Raw genomic sequence first — 17,703 nt, forward strand, 5'->3', positions numbered from 1 at the left:
CGTGCCGCCACCGGTGGTCACGCGAACATCGACCCTCCCCGCGCCCGCCGGTGTCGTCGCCGTGATCTGCGTTGCCGAGTTGACCGTGAAACCGGCCGCAGCCGTCGCGCCGAAGGTCACGGCCGTGGCATTGCTGAAGCCGGTTCCGGTCAGTGTAACGCTCGTCCCGCCCGCCTCGACACCCGCAGCCGGCGAAATCGCCGTCACCGTCGGAGCAGCAATGTAGGTGAACTGATCCGCCGCAGACGTCGTACTCGTCCCACCCGCGGTCGTCACCGTCATATCGTATGTTCCAGCCGCATTGGCCGGAGACACGGCCGTGATCTGCGTTGCCGAATTGACTGTGTAACTGGCTGCTGCCGTCGCGCCGAAGGTGACAGCCGTCGCGCCCGTCAGGTCCGTGCCGGTAATCGTCACACTCGTCCCGCCCGCGGCTGGACCCGACGTCGGAGAGATCGACGTCACCGTTGGAACGGGCCTATTGACGGTAATCGAACCAGGCGACGGAGCGACATAGACTGCGGCGCTTGTTCCGGAAAGTGCATAACTCACCGCGATTGCCCCCGGTCCGGCATTGGATGCGGCCGTCACCGTGAAGCTTTGGGTTGCTCCGCTCGAAAAATTCAAAGTGGAAGGTGCAAACGTCAATCCAGTCGCCGACGGGGTCACCGATACGTTACCGGGCGCAGAGGCGATCATTGTCAGGGTGGCGGAAGTGCTGCCCTGGATCAAGGCCGGGTATGCCGGTGGGCTAATAGTGCCAAGAACGGTCAGCGACGAGTTCGCCGGCGTTACATATTGCGCAGCGTCGGCGCCACCCAGCGCGTAGCTGATCGTTGCTGCCCCGGGCGTTGCGCCGTTGTTTGCCGTCACTGTGAACGTCTGGCTGGAACTACCCGCTCCAAAGGCGATCGTAGGTGGGGTAAATGTTAGTCCCGTTGCCGTCGGGGTCACAGTGAGGCCGGAACCCGGCGCCTCCGACAAAGTCATAGTCAAGGCGCCTGTCGTGCTGCCCGCCTGCACCACAGGAAAGGTCGGCATGGTGATCGGTGTCGGAATACCTTGGCAGGTGACTGTCGCATGAACCGCGCCGGTCACTCCTAGCGACCATGCATAGACCGTAAAGTCGGGATATGCCTGGTCAGCCGTGTAGGTGCCGTTCAGATTAAGTTCGTGGCTAGCGGTCGAATAATCTTCAAGAATGACCTCCGGCCCCGGTCCGCTTGCATCGTGTTTGGTATATAATGCAAGTCCTGATCCACCGCTTGGATTCATATCCGTGTTGGTACTTCCAGTGGTCATAACACTATAAGTGATCTTGTCACCTGCATTCAGAGAGAGGCCTGGTTGCCACAGCGATCCTCCGTTGGAGAATGTCCTCCCGCCACCCCAAGAGGCATTGATCGCCTTACAGCCTGAGGAGGCAAACGAACTCGGTGCAAAAGCGACCTGCAGCACGAACAAAATAAGTGCGAGAACAAATCCCGGCTTAAGCTTCGAAAGGCGGTTTGTCTTGCCGTCGTCCTTCCAAACGGAAGCGCGAATTGTCTGAAGGCAAGAGCGATTGTTCATGTGGGATCCTGCAAGCGTCAAGAATAAAGAAAATATTGGCAGGACATTCTACGGTGGCCACACACAGCGCCTTCCCCTACCCGTTGAGCACCCTATAGATGTGAATCTGCGTTGGGAACTTTAGTTTCGCTTGTATATTTAGATCATAGCGTGTGTGTGTTTTTAGTAACAATTAGTAAGGGTTGCTTGCAGTTCGAATGAGAGGGAAATCATCGAACAACTGTCCACAAGTCGTTCTTTCGATGCATCCCGCCAGCACCAAACCCAATGACGCAATTCCGGCGTTTGCCGCTGCAATACTAGGACATGCGTTTCATTGAAGGATTGTAGCCTATCAAGGAAGCTCTGCTTCGGAGGGTGTTGACGGGCGAAAATACAAGAGAACCGGTGCGGCGGTGCCAGCTGACGAGACAGCCTAGGTTTGCGCGATATCGGAAAAGCGATTTCGAAGGATCTCGCTACCGGGGGCATTGACCGTGCAATGATGTCGCCGCGACACAGCGCCAAGGCTCGCTCAGACGCTCATCCGACCAGCCGAGAATCCTTTCACGGGACAGTTCCCTATGCCCCGAATCCGGCTCAATCGAGACCGGTCGGCCGGGCGGTTGCCGAAGACGAGCTCACCCATATTTGGCGAATTCCTCCGCGGCGATGCGTGTAGCATGCTGAACGGCGGGATAACCACAATAGGGAGCCAGGTTTACGAAGGTTTCGATTATCTCATCACGGGTTGCACCGACATTAAGGGCAGCGGTGATATGCACGCGAAGCGGCGTCTCGGCGGCATTCGTGCCGAGCGCAGCCAGGGCGGCGCAGGCCGTCAGCTCCCTCGTCTTCAGATCGATGCCATCACGGCAAAAGATCTCACCATACGAATGTTCGACGATCATTCGTCCAAGGTCCGGCGCAACGTCGTTGAAGCTGTTGATCACCGCATTCCCCGATGCCCCCGATGTCTGCGCAAGTGTGGCACGGCCACGCTCGCGGCGCTCCATGCGACCTTCAGATCTGGTAAACGGGAGGGTCTCGGCGCGGGGCAAGTTCGTTTGCGCGGATAAAGCTTCCTTCGCGACGGAAAAGGCGTTCAGCGCTGCGGGAAAGCCGCAATAGACGCTAAGCTGTATCAGCACTTCAATGATCTCTTCAGGCGTGACGCCGGCCGCAAGCGCGCCGCCAAGATGAAGACGAAGCGCAGCGGCGCGATTGCCGTTTGCCGCCAGCATTGAAATGATCGCGAGCAGTTTGGCTCTCCGATCGAGCCCGTCGCGCGCCAGCGCCTCACCGAAAGCAAACTCGACCGAGAGTCGGGCGAGATCGGGGGAGGCTGTTTCGAAGGCATTAAAGTAGGCAGTGACATCGCCGGCCGCGAGTGCACGAAGGGTGGCTGACCCTGTCTGGCTGCGCATGGTGCCGTCGTCGGTTGCAGGCGCTAGAGGCTCTAGTTCCATGCCGCGCTCGGAAAATACGGCCCGAACCAATCCGACTGCGTTGACCGTTGACGGGAAGCCGAGGATTGCGACCGAAATGAAGAGGAGTTCCAATAGCGTCTCGGGCTTGCCGCCGGCATTGAGATAACCCGCCATGTGAAATTTCAACTGCGGCTGCGCATTGCCGTCAGCCAGCAGCATGGAGACCGTGCAGAGCTGTCGTAAGGTCAGATCGAGGCCGGGACGCGAGAGTACATCCCCATAGGGATATTCGACAGTGAAGCGCGAAAGATCGGGCGATGTTTCGGCAAGGCTGTTGATTGGGGCGTCGAAATTCTCTCCGCCGATTTTCCGAAGAATGGCGAGACCGCGTTCGAACCGTTCCGTGCTGGATGTGTGCATTTGGGCATGGACCTCACGATTGCCGATGGCGAGTAATGCGGCCATGACAGGAAGCCATCGCCGGGGCGCTGCCGATCCACCATCGATTGTTGCTCTCCAGGTGTGCAGGATCGCGTTCCTGTGGCATGGCCGTTTCTGGAATTCCTTGACTGCATCTCCCACAGTGCTTGTCATCAATCCAATTCATTATTAGCATAGTCACCATGAACAAGGTGCATCTCTCTGGCGTTGATCTGAACCTCCTCGTCGTCTTCGACGCGCTTGTCTCGGAAGGCCATGCCACACGCGCCTCCGAGCGGATCGGGTTGACCCAGCCGGCGGTCAGTCATGCGCTCAACCGTCTGAGGGCTCTGTTTGGCGATCCGCTCTTTGTCCGTTCGCCACGTGGCATGGTGCCGACGCCGCTGGCGCAGGAGATCGCTCCAGGCGTAAAGTCAATCCTTGAGCAGGTGGAGGGTCTTTTGCTCGGCGGTCGCGGGTTCGATCCCGCTTTGAGCAGGCGTCAGTTTACGCTCGGCCTGTCCGACTATGCTGCCTTGGTGCTGCTTCCACGCCTCACCGCACGGCTTGACCGTGAAGCGCCAGGCGTCTCTCTGATTGTCAGGAACACCGGCCATAGTCATGGCCTGGCGATGCTGGAGGACGGCTCGGTAGAGCTGATCGCAGGCAACTTTCCTGAGCCGCCAACACATATGCGGGAAGAGCTGCTTTACGAAGAAGACTTCGTTTGTGCGTGCCGTAGTGATCATCCCGGCTTCGACGGAGCGATCGACCTCGACCGCTATCTTTCGCTGAGACATCTTCAAGTATCGACGAGAGGTAATCCGAGAGGCCATGTCGATGAGGCGCTTGCGAAGAAGGGGTTCAAACGCAACGTCACGGTGACGGTTGGTCACTTTCTTATGGCGCCGATGCTGGCCGATGCGTCTGATCTGGTGGCGACCGAACCCCGTCGTCTGTTCGTGCCGCTTGCCGGGCGTCTCTCGATCAGGCTCTTTCCGCCGCCTTTCGACATTCCTCCGTTCAAGGTGGTTCAAACCTGGCATGCACGGCACGAGGCCGATGAAGGCCATCAATGGATGCGGCGCACGCTGCGGGAAGTAGGGCAGGAAGCGTAAGGATGGCCATCGAATTGTCCTGTTCGGGCGCGTTCGTCTCACTGATTCCGCGGAACGAGACGTTTCCTAGCGCGCGATCTTCCTGAGCCAGTTGCTGAAGATCGCAGGCCGCAATTGCCACGCTCATACGCCGTTTCCTACGCAAGGCGACGGGAATTTGACCTCCTGTCAGTTGCTCCAAGCCCTTTCCGCGTCTGGCGGGCATCCATTGATATCTTTGCTGGCACAGAGGCATGAGCTTTCCGAACAATGAGAATGCGATTTTCATCTTGAAAGTTTATCAATATATAATATGTTATAATGTATATTGATTGGCGCTATGGAGCTCGCTATGTCTGCAATCAAAATTTCGGAGAAACTGTCTGTTTCGCATCAGCCAAGTGTCGAAGACATCCAGGTGTTAGCCGGGGAAGGGTTCAAGACACTGATCAATAATCGACCAGATAGGGAAGAAAACACCCAATCCGGGACTCAAGTCGAAAGCAAGGAAGCCAACCGCCTCGGCCTGTCCTATGTCTTCATTCCCGTAACCCCCGATACGATCACCGAAGCCGACGTAAGGGCCTTTCAGAAGGTAGTATTGGACTCGAAAGGTCCCGTTTTTGCCCACTGCAAAACCGGCACACGTTCGTTGAGCCTCTACCTGATCGGCGAGGTGCTTGACGGCCGCATGTCTGCCGACGAGGCTGTTGAATTCGGGCGCAGCCGTGGAGCCGACACCAGCGGCGTTAAACGCTGGCTTGAAAAACACACCAGCCGCCGGCCGCAAGTGAAAGGCTTCTTCGACAAGCGCACCTCGAGTGTTCAGTACGTGGTGTCCGATCCAACGAGCCGAAAGTGCGCCATTATCGATCCCGTCCTCGACTTTGACGAGAAGGCCGGGGCGACCGCGACGATCAATGCGGATGCAATCCTCGGCTACATCAGCGATAACGGACTGACGGTCGAGTGGATTCTCGATACTCATCCACATGCCGACCACTTCTCCGCCGCCCACTACCTAAAAGAGAAAACCGGTGCTCGCACCGCAATTGGCGAGCACGTCGTTCATGTTCAGCGCCTCTGGAAGGACATCTACAACTGGCCCGAGCTGAGACCCGATGGCTCCCAGTGGGACCGGTTATTTGCCCATGGCGAGACCTTCAAGGTCGGCTCGATCGACGCAAAAGTGCTGTTCTCGCCCGGACATACACTCGCTTCCATTAGCTACGTGATCGGTGACGCCGCCTTCGTGCATGACACGCTCTTCATGCCCGACAGCGGTACGGCACGCGCCGACTTCCCCGGTGGCGATGCACACGCCCTGTGGAGGTCGATCCAGGAGATCCTGGCACTACCAGACGAGGCGCGGGTGTTTACGGGACACGACTATCAGCCGCAGGGGCGCATGCCGCGATGGGAAAGCACCGTGGCCGAACAGAAGAAGTCTAATCCGCATATTGCTGGCGTCACGGAAGCAGAATTCGTGGCGCTTAGAACGGCGCGAGACAAGACGCTACCCATGCCGAAACTCATCCTGCATGCCCTGCAGGTCAATGTTCGCGGCGGCCGTCTACCGGAGCCGGAGGCTAACGGTAAGCGCTACCTCAAGCTTCCGCTCGATGCCTTGCAGGGGGCGGCATGGGAATGAGTATCAACCTGAAAGAAACGAGAAAGGCAAAGCTCTCGTCAGTCGAAATGGCCGAGAGGGCCGGAGACGTGGCAGACCTCCTGAAGACGCTTTCGCATCCAGCGCGCCTGATGATTGTCTGCACTCTCGTGGAGGCCGAGTACGCCGTCAGCGACCTTGAAGAAAAGGTCGACGTACACCAACCGCACCTGTCGCAGCATTTGACGGTGCTACGACACTCAGGAATCGTCGAGACGCGGCGGGAGGGAAAACAGATTTTTTACCGCCTGACGGAGAAGAACGCCGCCCGACTGATTGGCGCTCTCTACGACATCTTCTGCGTTAAGGAAGAAAAATGAATACCTATCTTCTATCTTTATTGGGCGGTTTACTGATCGGCGCATCGGCCGTGCTGCTGCTGCTCCTTAACGGCCGTATCGCCGGCATCAGCGGGATCGTCGGGCGTCTTGTCCAAGGTGTCGGTCTGACCACCAACCTCGCCTTTGTCCTCGGCCTGCTGCTCGGGCCGGTCGTCTACCTGCTTTCTTTGGGCACCTGGCCTGTTGTACAGGTTACCGTAGAGTGGCCGCTAATCATTGTCGCCGGGCTGCTCGTCGGCTTCGGGTCGCGCATGGGATCGGGCTGCACCAGCGGCCATGGTGTGCTCGGGCTTGCGCGCATGTCGCCTCGTTCCATGGTGGCCGTTGCCACCTTCCTGACGACCGGAGTGGTTGCGGTCGCAGCCTTACGAGGTTTCGGATTGTGAACCGTAGCCTATTCCAATTCGGGGCCGCCCTCGCTTCGGGCATCGTATTCGGTTTCGGCCTGTCCCTGTCCGGCATGTTAAATCCCCATCGCGTTCAAGGCTTTCTTGACATTTTTGGTGCCTGGGATCCGAGTCTTGCCTTCGTTCTCGGCGGCGCCGTCGTCATTGCCTTCATCGGCGTGCAGGTCATGAAGCGGATGCGGCATCCGGCATTCGACGAGAGCTTTCATGTGCCGACGAACCGGCGGATCGACGCGTCGCTTGTAATTGGCTCGGCGTTGTTCGGCCTGGGCTGGGGTCTCGGCGGCTTCTGTCCGGGGCCTGCGATTGCGTCCCTCGCCGTTGGCGTGCCACAGACAGCGCTGTTCGTCATCGCAATGCTGGTCGGCATGATCATATACGACAGAGTGTGGAGCAGCAGGTCTTAGGGAGACCGACGGGAGGGATATCGCGGTTATGGCGACGTTACTGTGCTCTCCGATGGCGCTGAAATCCTCAAGCGCCTGCCACGCGCCATGCCGAAACCGACAGCCCACATTATCGACTGGTTCCACATTTGCCATGCGGGTCCAACCCATGCAGCAGATCGCGGACTGCATTGTACGATCCCAATCCGGTCTCTCACCAGAACAGATTGTCTGACGCATGCTATCGGAGGTTCTACGCCTCATTCGCGTGGCTAGGTTCGCACCTAGCCTTTGAAATACAGTGATCACGTCAGGCCGGCTTGAAAAGCGGCATTGCGGCGTCGAACACTGCTTTTGGTAAAATGCTAAGCTCGGCCGCCGCGTATGGCAGATGTGGGAAATGCATGATCGTAAGTTCAGCGACGGCTTCGGCCTGTGCCCTGTCGCGCTGACGTTTGAGTGGCTCGCGATCTTCACGTTGAGACACCCAAAGTTTATGCGCGGCAAAAACGCGTGGATCAGGAGAGACGATACGCAAAGGCTCGCCTTTTTCATCTATCGCGATAGCCTCGAACTGACGCGCGTTTTCGAGCCATTCAAGACCAACGATCGCGGCAGCGACGAACTCGCCCTCATTTTCTCCGATGCGTTTCACGGCTCTCCTTCCAAACGGGTTTGGGGAGCGGCTTGATGAGATCGACCAGATAGCCATCACGGTTGATCGCTCGGAAGGTGGAGCGTATTCGCTCAAACGACTTATCAACCTTCCTCAGGAGGTCGATAAGGGTGCCCTCCTTCAACTCGCCATCTGCCAGGATTTTCAATGAGCGTCGGGCATCCATGAGCAAGTCGATATCGCCGGTGGTCGTGAGTCGGGGTCCACGAAAACGCCGGCGGCCGCCTCATAAGCGGAGATGGCGTTGGTGCCGGCAACACGAATGCGCGTGCCAAGCAAACCAGGATTGTCGAGTGCGCGGATAATTCGAGCCGTAAGGAGCGGTACGCGGCCAAGGCGCAGTGCTCGATTGACCGCAGCTTGCCGATCCATCTGAGCTTTTCGCGCAGCGAGCACGTCCTGGGCAGCTTGCCCGGCCGTACCGTTTTTGAAGCGGAAGCTGTCGTTTCCGGTTTCAACGATGTGGCAATGATCGGTGAGCCGGTCGAGTCAGACTGGGCATTGAAGACCATGCGTCAAGCCTTTGCAGCAACGAAAGCAATCCAATCCCGCTTCTGGTGATGGCGTCCTGGACCAGGTCCGGATCTCCGTCGATCAACCCTCAAGGGGTCGGCTAGCCAGCTGCCGCCGCTGCGTCTTCGCCTTCGCGGTGATCGCGACCGTCCCTGTTCCCTTGAGGAGCCATCAGCGGGAATTGGCCCGCTTCCGATGGAGCACTCGAACATGGCGCACGATCTTTCCCTCGCTCAGTCCCACGCCTTCCAGCTTTGCCGCGACTTGATGGTCCCGATCACCCTGTTCAAATCCGGCGACGAATTCGGCGTCCTTCCGTCCGACGAACTCGATGACGAAGACGATCTTGAGATCGTGCACGAATATTTCCCGCGCGGGTCTCATTGAGACCCGCTTGTCCCCGCCGCTCGCGAGCCGTCGGCCGCAAGGGAAGCTGCGCCGCGGCCGGTGCAAATCTGCACCTTGATTGCCGCGGCCTTGCCCCCTCCACTCTTCGCGGCCTGAAAGACGATAGCCGCAGGTGTGCGGACGGAAAAGAAGGGCGATCGACTAGCGATCGAAGAAAAATGAAGAGAGAAGAGTTAGAGGCGCTGCGCGCCAAGGTCAGTTGCGAAGCAGTGCTAGAGCGAGCTGGCTACCAAATCGACCTGAAGGAAAGCACGCGTCGCGCTGTCAAATACCGGCGAGGCAGTCACATCATTATTGTCACGCATGCTGGACGCGGATGGTTCGATCCGCTCAGCGACGAGAAGGGCGATGTCTTCGGCCTTGCCATGTTCCTCGATCGCATTCATTTCCCGTCTGCGGTGGAAGCGGTCGCGTCGCTTATCGGGTTTCAGCTATCGCGGTCGGAGTGGACATCGCCACGATATTCCGCGCCGATCGAGGGCATCGCCGAACGCTGGCAATCCCGTCACTCGCCGTCGCCCAGGTCCAGCGCCTGGCGCTATCTCTGCCACGCGCGGTCGATTCCGACCGCCATCGTCCGACAGGCAATTCGCGAAGGTGTCCTGAAGGAGGGACCGCTCGGCAGCATGTGGGCGGCCCATGTCGATAGCAACGACCGCGTCATTGGCTGGGAGGAGCGCGGTCCCGACTGGCGAGGTTTCTCCTCTGGAGGATCAAAACTGCTATTTCGGCTAGGTCCGGCCGATGCCTGCCGTCTTTGCGTCACGGAAGCGGCGATTGATGCGATGAGCCTTGCAGCCCTCGAAGGTCCGCGGGAACAAACCCTCTATCTCAGCACGGGCGGCGGTTGGTCGCCGGCGACAGATGCGGCTCTTGTCGAGTTGGCCGCACGGCCAGGGCTCACCCTGGTTGCCGCCACCGATGGCAATTCTCAAGGGGACGCCTACGCGGACCGGCTGCGTGTCGTTGCTGAACAGGCCGACTGCGACTGGCAGCGCCTCCGGCCACCGGCGGACGATTGGAATGCTGTTCTGCAAAATAGAGCAAAGGAACATCGGGAAAGGGAGATGGAACAGAAAAGCAAGGCGTGCCGCGTGCGCGTCGGTCGCGTCAAGGGAGGCTTCGCCCGGCATGCGCCGGCCCTTGACCCGGCCGGACACGAAGACGGCTTGGCGGGAATGGTCACGAAGGACTGAAGAGAATGGTGAGGTCGTAACCGCGTCACCGCCTTCGGTCCAAAAAAAACCGAAAGGACCAAGTTGATGACCTTAACAATCCTCCCCCGCAAAATCTTCCAGGGCGTGGCGAAACGCTCGGACATGTTCCGCCTGTTCGACCGGCACGCCAAACGCCCCAACCGTTTCGATAGCGACCAGCCGGCAATCTACGCCGGCGAGTGGTTCGAGATCGATGAGGTCGCCTATAGTTACATGCTCGACATCCTGCCGCCGCTATGGATGCGCGGGGCGGTCTTTGCGATGCGCGAGTTCATGATCGGATCGGTGACGTCGGTCTTCTATGCAATCCGGATCGACGAAGCGGTGCGCTACTTCCACACCTATTGCGACCTTTGCGACTCGAGTTCGGTGGAGGCAATGCGCGCTGCGATCATTGAGCGCCAGAGCCGGCCGGTCCGGGCAATGAGCCGTGAAGAACGGCTCGAGCATATCTGGAGCACGACCGCGGACGACTATCGAGGCTATGCCGGCGAAGCCTGGCCAGAGACGGTCCAGGGATATCGCACCGTCATGATCTACGGCGGCAGAGAAGGCACCTCCCTGAAGCTGACCGACGACGAGATCGCAGCCAAGCTGCCTTTCCACTTGCGTCACCTCTCCTTCTCCCTGGCTGCCTGAGCCGGATCAACCCACGCAGTTTCCGCGCCAGAGATGAACGGCCCTTCGGCCGAACGATGGCGCATGCCCTCATTCCAAGGAGCTTTCCCATGAGCAATGACCCATTTACACTAGACATGTTCGGCTTGATCGCCCTTTCCACCGGCCTTGGGCTTGGTGTGACAGCTTTCGGCGACTTCTCGTTGATCGCCGCCAATGATGACGATCCGACCCCGCCGGCGCCAGCACCAGCGAAGTCCGTCGTTACAACGCCAACCCGGCGCGCGAGGCTTCGGACGAACTTCTATCTCGATGGTGACCGCGGACTGGCTTCGTCCTGGAAGGACCGAGCCCGCGTGAGTGTCGCCGCCATCCTCGTCGCCGATGCGATTGCCAAGCAGGACCGGCCGGCGACACCCAACGAGCAGGCGCAGCTGATCCGCTTCACCGGGTTTGGCGCTGGCGAGGTGGCCAACGGCATGTTTCGCCGGCCAGGCGAGGTCGATTTCCGGCAAGGCTGGGAAGATCTCGGTTCCTCGCTCGAAACAGCCGTCTCCGAAGCGGAGTATGCGTCGCTCGCCCGCTGTACCCAATATGCGCATTTCACGCCCGAGTTCATCATCCGGGCGATCTGGGCCGCGATCTTAAAACTCGGCTGGCGCGGCGGGCGGGTGTTGGAACCGGGCATCGGCACGGGCCTCTTTCCGGCGTTGATGCCCAAGGTCTATCGCGACTCTGCCCATGTTACGGGCGTCGAGCTCGACCCGGTCACAACGAGGATCGTCCGCCTGCTCCAACCGGGCGCGCGGATCATAAGAGGCGATTTTGTCCGCACCGATCTGGCGCCGATCTACGATCTCGCCATCGGCAATCCGCCCTTTTCCGATCGCCCCGTCCGCTCCGACCGTGCCTACCGATCGCTTGGGCTGCCCCTGCACGACTATTTCATTGCCCGGTCGATCGACCTCCTGAAGCCCGGGGCACTCGCCGCCTTCGTCACATCGCATGGCACGATGGACAAGGCCGATACCACGGCGCGCGAGCATATCGCCAAATCCGCCGATCTGATCGCGGCTATCCGCCTGCCCGAAGGCAGCTTTCGCCGCGATGCAGGTACGGATGTCGTCGTCGACATACTCTTCTTCCGGAAGCGCAAGGTCGGCGAAACGGCTGGCGATCAGTCCTGGCTCGATCTCGATGAGGTTCAGCCGGCCAACGACGATGAAGGCGCGATCCGCGTCAATCGCTGGTTCGCTCGTCACCCCGATTTCGTGCTCGGGACGCACGCGTTGACGTCAGGGCCGTTCGGCGAAACCTATACCTGCCGGCGGCGCGACGGCGAGGATCTCGAAACCACGCTCACGGCAGCCATCGACCTCCTGCCTGCCGATCTCTATGACGGCGAGCCGACGCCCGTCGATATCGATCTGGAGGACGAACTTGGCGACATCGCCGATATCAAGCCGAAGGAGGGTTCTGTCCGCGAGGGCAGCTTTTTCCTCGACCGGTCAAAGGGCCTGATGCAGATACTGGACGGATCGGCCGTGCCGATCGCCGTCCGCAAGGGCCGCTCGGGCGACGGGATCACGGAAAAGCGCGTCCGGATCGTCACCAAGCTCATTCCGATCCGCGATGCCGTCCGCGAGGTGCTGAAGGCGCAGGAGGCCGACCGGCCCTGGCGGGACCTTCAGGTCCGGCTGCGCATCGCCTGGTCGAGCTTCGTGCGCGATTTCGGGCCGATCAACCATACGATCGTTTCGATCCAGGAGGATGCCGAAACCGGCGAAGTCAGGGAGATCCATCGCCAGCCGAACCTTGCGCCGTTTCGTGACGATCCCGATTGCTGGCTGGTCGCCTCGATCGAGGACTACGATCTGGAGACCGACACGGCGAAGCCGGGTCCGATCTTCGCAACCCGTGTGATCGCTCCGCCGATGTCGCCTGTCATCACCAGTGCGGCTGATGCGCTGGCGGTCGTACTCAATGAGCGCGGCCATGTCGATATCGATCATATCGCCGAATTGCTGCATCTCAATGTTTCCAACGTTATCGATGATCTCGGCGATGAAGTCTTTCTCGACCCGACCAATGGCTCATGGCAGACGGCCGATGCCTACCTCTCCGGTTCGGTTCGTACAAAGCTCGCCACTGCGCAGGCAGCGGCCGAGCTTGATCCGGCTTTTGAGCGCAATGTCCGCGCATTGCATGCGGTACAGCCGGCGGATCTGCGGCCTTCCGATATCACCGCCCGCCTCGGCGCGCCGTGGATTTCCGCCGCCGATGTCGTCGCTTTCGTGAAAGAACGGATGGAGGCGGATATCCGCATCCACCACATGCCGGAGCTCGGATCCTGGACCGTCGAGGCCCGTCAGCTCGCCTATAGCGCAGCTGGTACCTCCGAATGGGGAACCAGCCGCCGGCATGCCGGTGAGCTGCTTTCCGATGCCCTGAACAGCCGTGTGCCGCAGATCTTCGACGTCTTCAAGGATAGCGACGGCGAGCGCCGCGTGCTGAATGTCGTCGATACCGAAGCCGCACGCGACAAGCTGCAGAAGATCAAGCAGTCGTTTCAGGACTGGGTCTGGACAGATCCGGATCGCACCGATCGTCTGGCCCGCGATTACAATGATCGCTTCAACAATATCGCACCGCGCAAATTTGACGGCTCCCATCTGAAGCTTCCCGGCGCCTCTGGCGCCTTTACTCTTTATGGGCACCAGAAACGCGGCATCTGGCGGATCATCGCCGATGGATCGACCTACCTTGCCCATGCCGTCGGCGCCGGCAAGACGATGACCATGGCGGCCGCCATTATGGAACAGCGCCGGCTTGGCCTGATCGCCAAGGCCATGCTGGTCGTTCCCGGCCATTGCCTGGCGCAGGCGGCGCGCGAATTCCTGGCGCTCTATCCCAATGCCCGCATTCTCGTCGCAGACGAGACGAATTTCACCAAGGACAAGCGCGCCCGCTTCCTGTCGCGCGCCGCGACCGCCACCTGGGATGCAATCATCATCACCCATTCAGCGTTTCGTTTCATCGCCGTCCCATCGGCCTTCGAGAGCCAGATGATCCAGGACGAGCTTCAGCTTTACGAGGATCTGCTGGTGAAGGTCGACAGCGAGGATCGCGTGTCCCGCAAGCGCCTCGAGCGCCTGAAGGAAGGTCTGCAGGAGCGGCTGGAGGGGCTTGCGACCCGCAAGGATGACCTGCTGACCATCTCGGAAATCGGTGTCGACCAGATCGTTGTCGATGAGGCGCAGGAATTCCGCAAGCTGTCTTTCGCCACCAATATGTCGACGCTGAAGGGCATCGACCCGAATGGCTCGCAGCGCGCCTGGGACCTATATGTGAAATCCCGCTTCATCGAAACGAAGAACCCGGGCCGCGCGCTGGTGCTCGCCTCCGGCACGCCGATCACCAATACGCTCGGCGAAATGTTCTCGATTCAGCGGCTTCTGGGTCATGCAGCGCTCTGCGAACGCGGGCTGCATGAGTTCGACGCCTGGGCGTCGTGCTTCGGCGACACCACGACCGAGCTCGAGATCCAGCCGTCCGGCAAATACAAGCCGGTCAGCCGTTTCGCCTCCTTCGTCAACGTGCCTGAGCTGATCGCCATGTTCCGCTCCTTCGCCGATGTCGTCATGCCGGAGGATCTCAGGCAATATGTGAAGGTTCCCAACATCTCGACCGGCCGGCGGCAGATCCTGACCGCCAAGCCGACGGCGCTGTTCAAGTCCTACCAGCAGACGCTCGATACACGCATCAAGGCGATCGAGAAGCGAGAGGGACCGGCCAAATCCGGTGACGACATTCTGTTGTCCGTCATCACTGATGGCCGCCATGCGGCGATCGATCTGCGCTTGGTCCTGCCGGCGGCGGAAAATGAGCCAGAGAACAAGCTCAATCTTCTGGTCCGCAATGCCTATCGCATCTGGAAGGAAACCGGAGAGACGATCTACCAGCGCCCGGATGGGAAAGACTTCGACCTACCAGGCGCCGCCCAGATGATTTTTTCCGATCTCGGCACGCTGAACGTCGAGAAAACCCGTGGCTTCTCCGCCTATTGCTTCATCCGTGACGAACTGATCAGGCTCGGCGTGCCGGCATCGCAAATCGCGTTCATGCAGGATTACAAGAAGACCGAAGCAAAACAACGGCTGTTCGGAGAGGTCCGGGCCGGCAAGGTCCGTTTCCTGATCGGATCATCCGAGACAATGGGGACCGGGGTCAATGCCCAGCTCCGCCTCAAGGCGCTCCACCATCTCGATGTGCCATGGCTACCATCGCAGATCGAGCAGCGCGAGGGCCGCATCGTCCGCCAGGGCAACCAGCATGACGAGGTCGATATCTTCGCCTACGCGACCGAAGGCTCGCTCGACGCGTCCATGTGGCAGAACAACGAGCGCAAGGCGCGGTTCATCGCCGCGGCGCTATCGGGTGACACCTCGATCCGGCGACTGGAGGATATTGGCGAAGGGGCGGCCAACCAGTTTGCCATGGCCAAGGCAATTGCATCCGGCGACGAACGGCTGATGCAGAAGGCGGGACTTGAGGCCGATATCGCCCGTCTCGAGCGGCTGCGCGCGGCCCATGAAGACGACCAGTATGCCGTCCGCCGGCAGATGCGCGATGCCGAACGCGAGATCGAGGTCTCGACCCGGCGCATTGGCGAGATAGGACGGGACATCGCGCGGCTGGTGCCGACCGGCGGCGATCTGTTCAGGATGACCGTGCTCGGCGAGGAGCATTCCGAGCGCAAATCAGCCGGTCGCGCACTGATGAAGGAAATCCTGACCCTTCTCCAAGTGCAGCAGGAGTGCGAGGTTCATCTCGCCACCATCGGCGGCTTCGATGGCTCTGTTGCAAATATTCCGGATGTCTGTGAAGAGGCTTTTCTGCGCTTCAGTCACGCGGGTCTGGCGTCGAGATTCTGCTGGAGCATTGCCACCACCTCGGTGAGCGCGCTTGGCCCAATAGCGAAAGCGCGTTCCACGATGCGGGCCTCTCCGCGAATGTCGCCGGTCAAGTTGAAGATCGCGGCCTGGCCCTTGCGTAGAGCACGCATGACCTCAAATCCCTTGATCGTCGCATAGGCGGTTTTCAAGGTCTTGAACCCTCGAACTGGCTTGATCAGCTGTTTGAGCTTGCCGTGATCCGCCTCGACCACATTGTTCAGATACTTGACCTGCCGGTGCACGAGCTCTTTTGGGCATTTGCCTTCGGCCTTCAGTTCCGAGATCGCGATGCCATAGGTTGGCGCCTTGTCGGTGTTGATGACGGTTGGCTTTTCCCAATCCTTCAGGCCATTCAGGGCTTTGCCGAGAAATCGCTTCGCCGCTTTGGCATTGCGTGTCGGCGACAGATAGAAATCGATCGTGTTGCCGAACTTGTCGACAGCCCGGTACAGATATGTCCATTTGCCACGGACCTTCACATAGGTTTCATCGACGCGCCAGCTCGTCGATTGCGGTCGGCGCCAATGCCAACGGAGCCGTTTTTCAATCTCAGGCGCATATTTCTGGACCCAGCGGTAGATTGTGGAATGATCCACGGCCACGCTCCGTTCGCCCATCATCTGTTCGAGATCCCGATAACTCACCCCGTAGCGGCAATACCAGCGAACTGCCCACAAGATCACTTCGCCCTGGAAATGCCGCCACTTGAAATCGCCCATCAAAAATCTCGCTGAATATCACCAGCGCTCTTTCCCGCACGAGCGGATTTTTTGCAACAGAGCCTGTCGCGATTAGGGACCCCAACGGCATGCAGTATTTTAGTCCCAGAGCAACGTTTAAAGAAGCTTTTACCGGAGAGGTCGTGGTACCTAGGAGCCCATGATGGAAATCGAACTGACAATTGCCAAAAATCTCGTTACCCGCGCACTTTTGGAGCAAAAGGGCATCCCGTGTGTGTGCCGCGTCGGACTTGGCCACGACTTCGAAATTGATTTCATTCCCCCTTTGCCGGAAGCACATGGCATTGTTAGCAATTGGGATCGAAAGAAAATAGAAGAGCGAGCGCCTGCTGGAGCAGGGGGCAGGTATACGCATTATTGCTTCGGAAAATTAAGTCTCATGCCGATTGAAGGCCGCAAATATGCGATTGTCGATTTAATTTTCTTCTATGAGGATTTTGGTTGGTGCCCGGTCGTAGTCGACGGAGAATACGGGCCGATTGGCTCTTTCTGGGACGAGGAAGAGTAGGCCATCAGCGTTGGTGCATCGGTCGCTGAAAGAACGGATTTCTGTCTTTGCTGCTCTGGCTACGCGGTGACGGTTTTGCAGTGGAAAGATTTCGGGCGTGCGCATGCCAGCATTCGATTGAGGACGGCACCCCCCATGGCGACTTCCGTCTGCTGCGCTCCGAACGAGCGCGCCGGCAACAAGCGCGGCCGCGGAAAAGCTTGCCAACGGCATTCTCCAGAACGCATTGGATGCCAATCCAAATCTCACCTATACGCAACGAGCCGCCGTTGGTGAATGGGCTGCCGCTCTTGTGGGGGCTGCCGCAAGCCTCGATAGTTTCAACAACAACTATCTCAAGCACGATCAATTGGCCCTGCTTCTACAGAAGCTGAAAGACTGCGCCGACGACGCGTGCAAGCAAGCAGCCATGGAGACTGCGCAACAACAGTCTCAGTTCAACACCGCACAAATGCAGCAGTGTGGCAGCGCGGCCTGCTTTGAGGCTGCGCTGCAGGAAATGCGCCAGGACATGGATCTGCTGAAGGGAAGCGAGGAATATGCTGGATTGCTCGCAGATAATTCAATTGGCGGGCTGACTGCTCGGGGCTTCGTTTTTGGCCCTCGATCCGATGGAGGCTTGTCCAACTTCGATCTGAGTTACGCGCAGCGCGCCCTCGACATATTGGCTGGCAAACCACTGAACCGGCTTATCCCTTCGGCGACGTGCAAAAGGACTGGAACGCGCTTCAGGCGGCGATCAAAACAAATAATAGCGATGTCGTAAG

14 protein-coding genes and 4 pseudogenes are annotated in these 17,703 nt (G+C 59.3%); 12 read left to right on the forward strand and 6 right to left on the reverse strand.

What is annotated here, in order from left to right; genetic code table 11:
• On the reverse strand, positions 1 to 1,302 hold a 1,302-nt coding region (locus tag GGD46_RS28005; RefSeq protein ID WP_246806489.1), incomplete at its 3' end, for an IPT/TIG domain-containing protein.
• Positions 1,303 to 2,192: 890 nt separating this feature from the next.
• Positions 2,193 to 3,446 (reverse strand): carboxymuconolactone decarboxylase family protein, encoded by a 1,254-nt coding sequence (locus tag GGD46_RS28010; protein ID WP_246806490.1) that lies wholly within the window; start codon positions 3,444 to 3,446, stop codon positions 2,193 to 2,195.
• Positions 3,447 to 3,604: 158 nt separating this feature from the next.
• Here GGD46_RS28010 and GGD46_RS28015 point away from each other — a divergent pair, with 158 nt between their 5' ends.
• The 6 genes and pseudogenes from GGD46_RS28015 to GGD46_RS28040 all read left to right on the forward strand — a co-directional run.
• Complete coding sequence (locus GGD46_RS28015; RefSeq protein WP_184710042.1) at positions 3,605 to 4,519, forward strand: LysR family transcriptional regulator; 915 nt, start codon at positions 3,605 to 3,607, stop codon at positions 4,517 to 4,519.
• A gap of 331 nt (positions 4,520 to 4,850) precedes the next feature.
• Entirely contained in the window at positions 4,851 to 6,149 is a 1,299-nt protein-coding gene (gene blh / locus GGD46_RS28020; RefSeq protein ID WP_184710044.1) for a bifunctional sulfur transferase/dioxygenase Blh, read from the forward strand.
• Positions 6,140 to 6,487 carry a sulfite-sensing transcriptional repressor BigR gene (bigR, locus tag GGD46_RS28025; protein WP_184710046.1) on the forward strand — a complete coding sequence of 116 codons (348 nt, stop codon included), beginning with the start codon at positions 6,140 to 6,142 and terminating at the stop codon, positions 6,485 to 6,487. The genes blh and bigR overlap by 10 nt, the downstream gene beginning before the upstream one ends.
• Positions 6,484 to 6,894, forward strand: coding sequence for a YeeE/YedE family protein (locus tag GGD46_RS28030; RefSeq protein ID WP_184710048.1), 411 nt, complete (start codon positions 6,484 to 6,486; stop codon positions 6,892 to 6,894). The genes bigR and GGD46_RS28030 overlap by 4 nt, the downstream gene beginning before the upstream one ends.
• On the forward strand, positions 6,891 to 7,322 hold the full coding sequence (locus GGD46_RS28035; protein ID WP_184710050.1) for a YeeE/YedE family protein: 432 nt from the start codon (positions 6,891 to 6,893) through the stop codon (positions 7,320 to 7,322). Before GGD46_RS28030 ends, GGD46_RS28035 begins: the two co-directional genes overlap by 4 nt.
• A 12-nt stretch (positions 7,323 to 7,334) precedes the next feature.
• Positions 7,335 to 7,533 (forward strand): annotated as a pseudogene (locus GGD46_RS28040) (ISKra4 family transposase); the annotation flags it as partial.
• Positions 7,534 to 7,611: 78 nt separating this feature from the next.
• Here the strand turns inward: GGD46_RS28040 and GGD46_RS28045 are convergent.
• Positions 7,612 to 7,956 (reverse strand): GSU2403 family nucleotidyltransferase fold protein, encoded by a 345-nt coding sequence (locus GGD46_RS28045; protein WP_184710052.1) that lies wholly within the window; start codon positions 7,954 to 7,956, stop codon positions 7,612 to 7,614.
• A pseudogene (locus GGD46_RS34565) lies at positions 7,934 to 8,349 on the reverse strand (GSU2403 family nucleotidyltransferase fold protein). The gene GGD46_RS28045 and the pseudogene GGD46_RS34565 overlap by 23 nt, the downstream one beginning before the upstream one ends.
• A 351-nt stretch (positions 8,350 to 8,700) precedes the next feature.
• On the opposite strand from GGD46_RS34565, the gene GGD46_RS28060 reads away from it, so the two are divergent.
• The 4 genes and pseudogenes from GGD46_RS28060 to GGD46_RS28075 form a co-directional block, all read left to right on the forward strand.
• The gene (locus GGD46_RS28060) at positions 8,701 to 8,877 is read left to right on the forward strand and encodes a hypothetical protein (protein WP_184710059.1); all 177 of its coding nucleotides are present in this window, start codon (positions 8,701 to 8,703) and stop codon (positions 8,875 to 8,877) included.
• 179 nt (positions 8,878 to 9,056) lie between these two features.
• Positions 9,057 to 10,094, forward strand: coding sequence for a DUF3991 and toprim domain-containing protein (locus tag GGD46_RS28065; RefSeq protein WP_184710062.1), 1,038 nt, complete (start codon positions 9,057 to 9,059; stop codon positions 10,092 to 10,094).
• Between the two features lie 66 nt (positions 10,095 to 10,160).
• A complete protein-coding gene (locus GGD46_RS28070) occupies positions 10,161 to 10,754 on the forward strand; it encodes a DUF1419 domain-containing protein (RefSeq protein WP_184710063.1) in 594 nt (197 codons plus the stop codon).
• A gap of 89 nt (positions 10,755 to 10,843) precedes the next feature.
• Positions 10,844 to 15,586: pseudogene (locus GGD46_RS28075) on the forward strand (DEAD/DEAH box helicase family protein); the annotation flags it as partial.
• Positions 15,587 to 15,639: 53 nt separating this feature from the next.
• Here the strand turns inward: GGD46_RS28075 and GGD46_RS28080 are convergent.
• A complete protein-coding gene (locus GGD46_RS28080) occupies positions 15,640 to 16,407 on the reverse strand; it encodes an IS6 family transposase (protein ID WP_184710065.1) in 768 nt (255 codons plus the stop codon).
• A 163-nt stretch (positions 16,408 to 16,570) separates the two neighbouring features.
• Here GGD46_RS28080 and GGD46_RS28085 point away from each other — a divergent pair, with 163 nt between their 5' ends.
• Entirely contained in the window at positions 16,571 to 16,936 is a 366-nt protein-coding gene (locus tag GGD46_RS28085) for a hypothetical protein (protein WP_246806492.1), read from the forward strand.
• Positions 16,937 to 16,995: 59 nt separating this feature from the next.
• On the opposite strand, the pseudogene GGD46_RS28090 reads toward GGD46_RS28085, so the two are convergent.
• Positions 16,996 to 17,115: pseudogene (locus GGD46_RS28090) on the reverse strand (IS5/IS1182 family transposase); the annotation flags it as partial.
• Between the two features lie 47 nt (positions 17,116 to 17,162).
• On the opposite strand from GGD46_RS28090, the gene GGD46_RS28095 reads away from it, so the two are divergent.
• Positions 17,163 to 17,702, forward strand: coding sequence for a hypothetical protein (locus tag GGD46_RS28095; protein ID WP_184710067.1), 540 nt, complete (start codon positions 17,163 to 17,165; stop codon positions 17,700 to 17,702).
• Position 17,703 lies beyond the last annotated feature (1 nt).

Source organism: Martinezella lusitana (assembly GCF_014207095.1).
GTDB classification, from domain to species: Bacteria; Pseudomonadota; Alphaproteobacteria; order Rhizobiales; family Rhizobiaceae; genus Rhizobium; species Rhizobium lusitanum_B.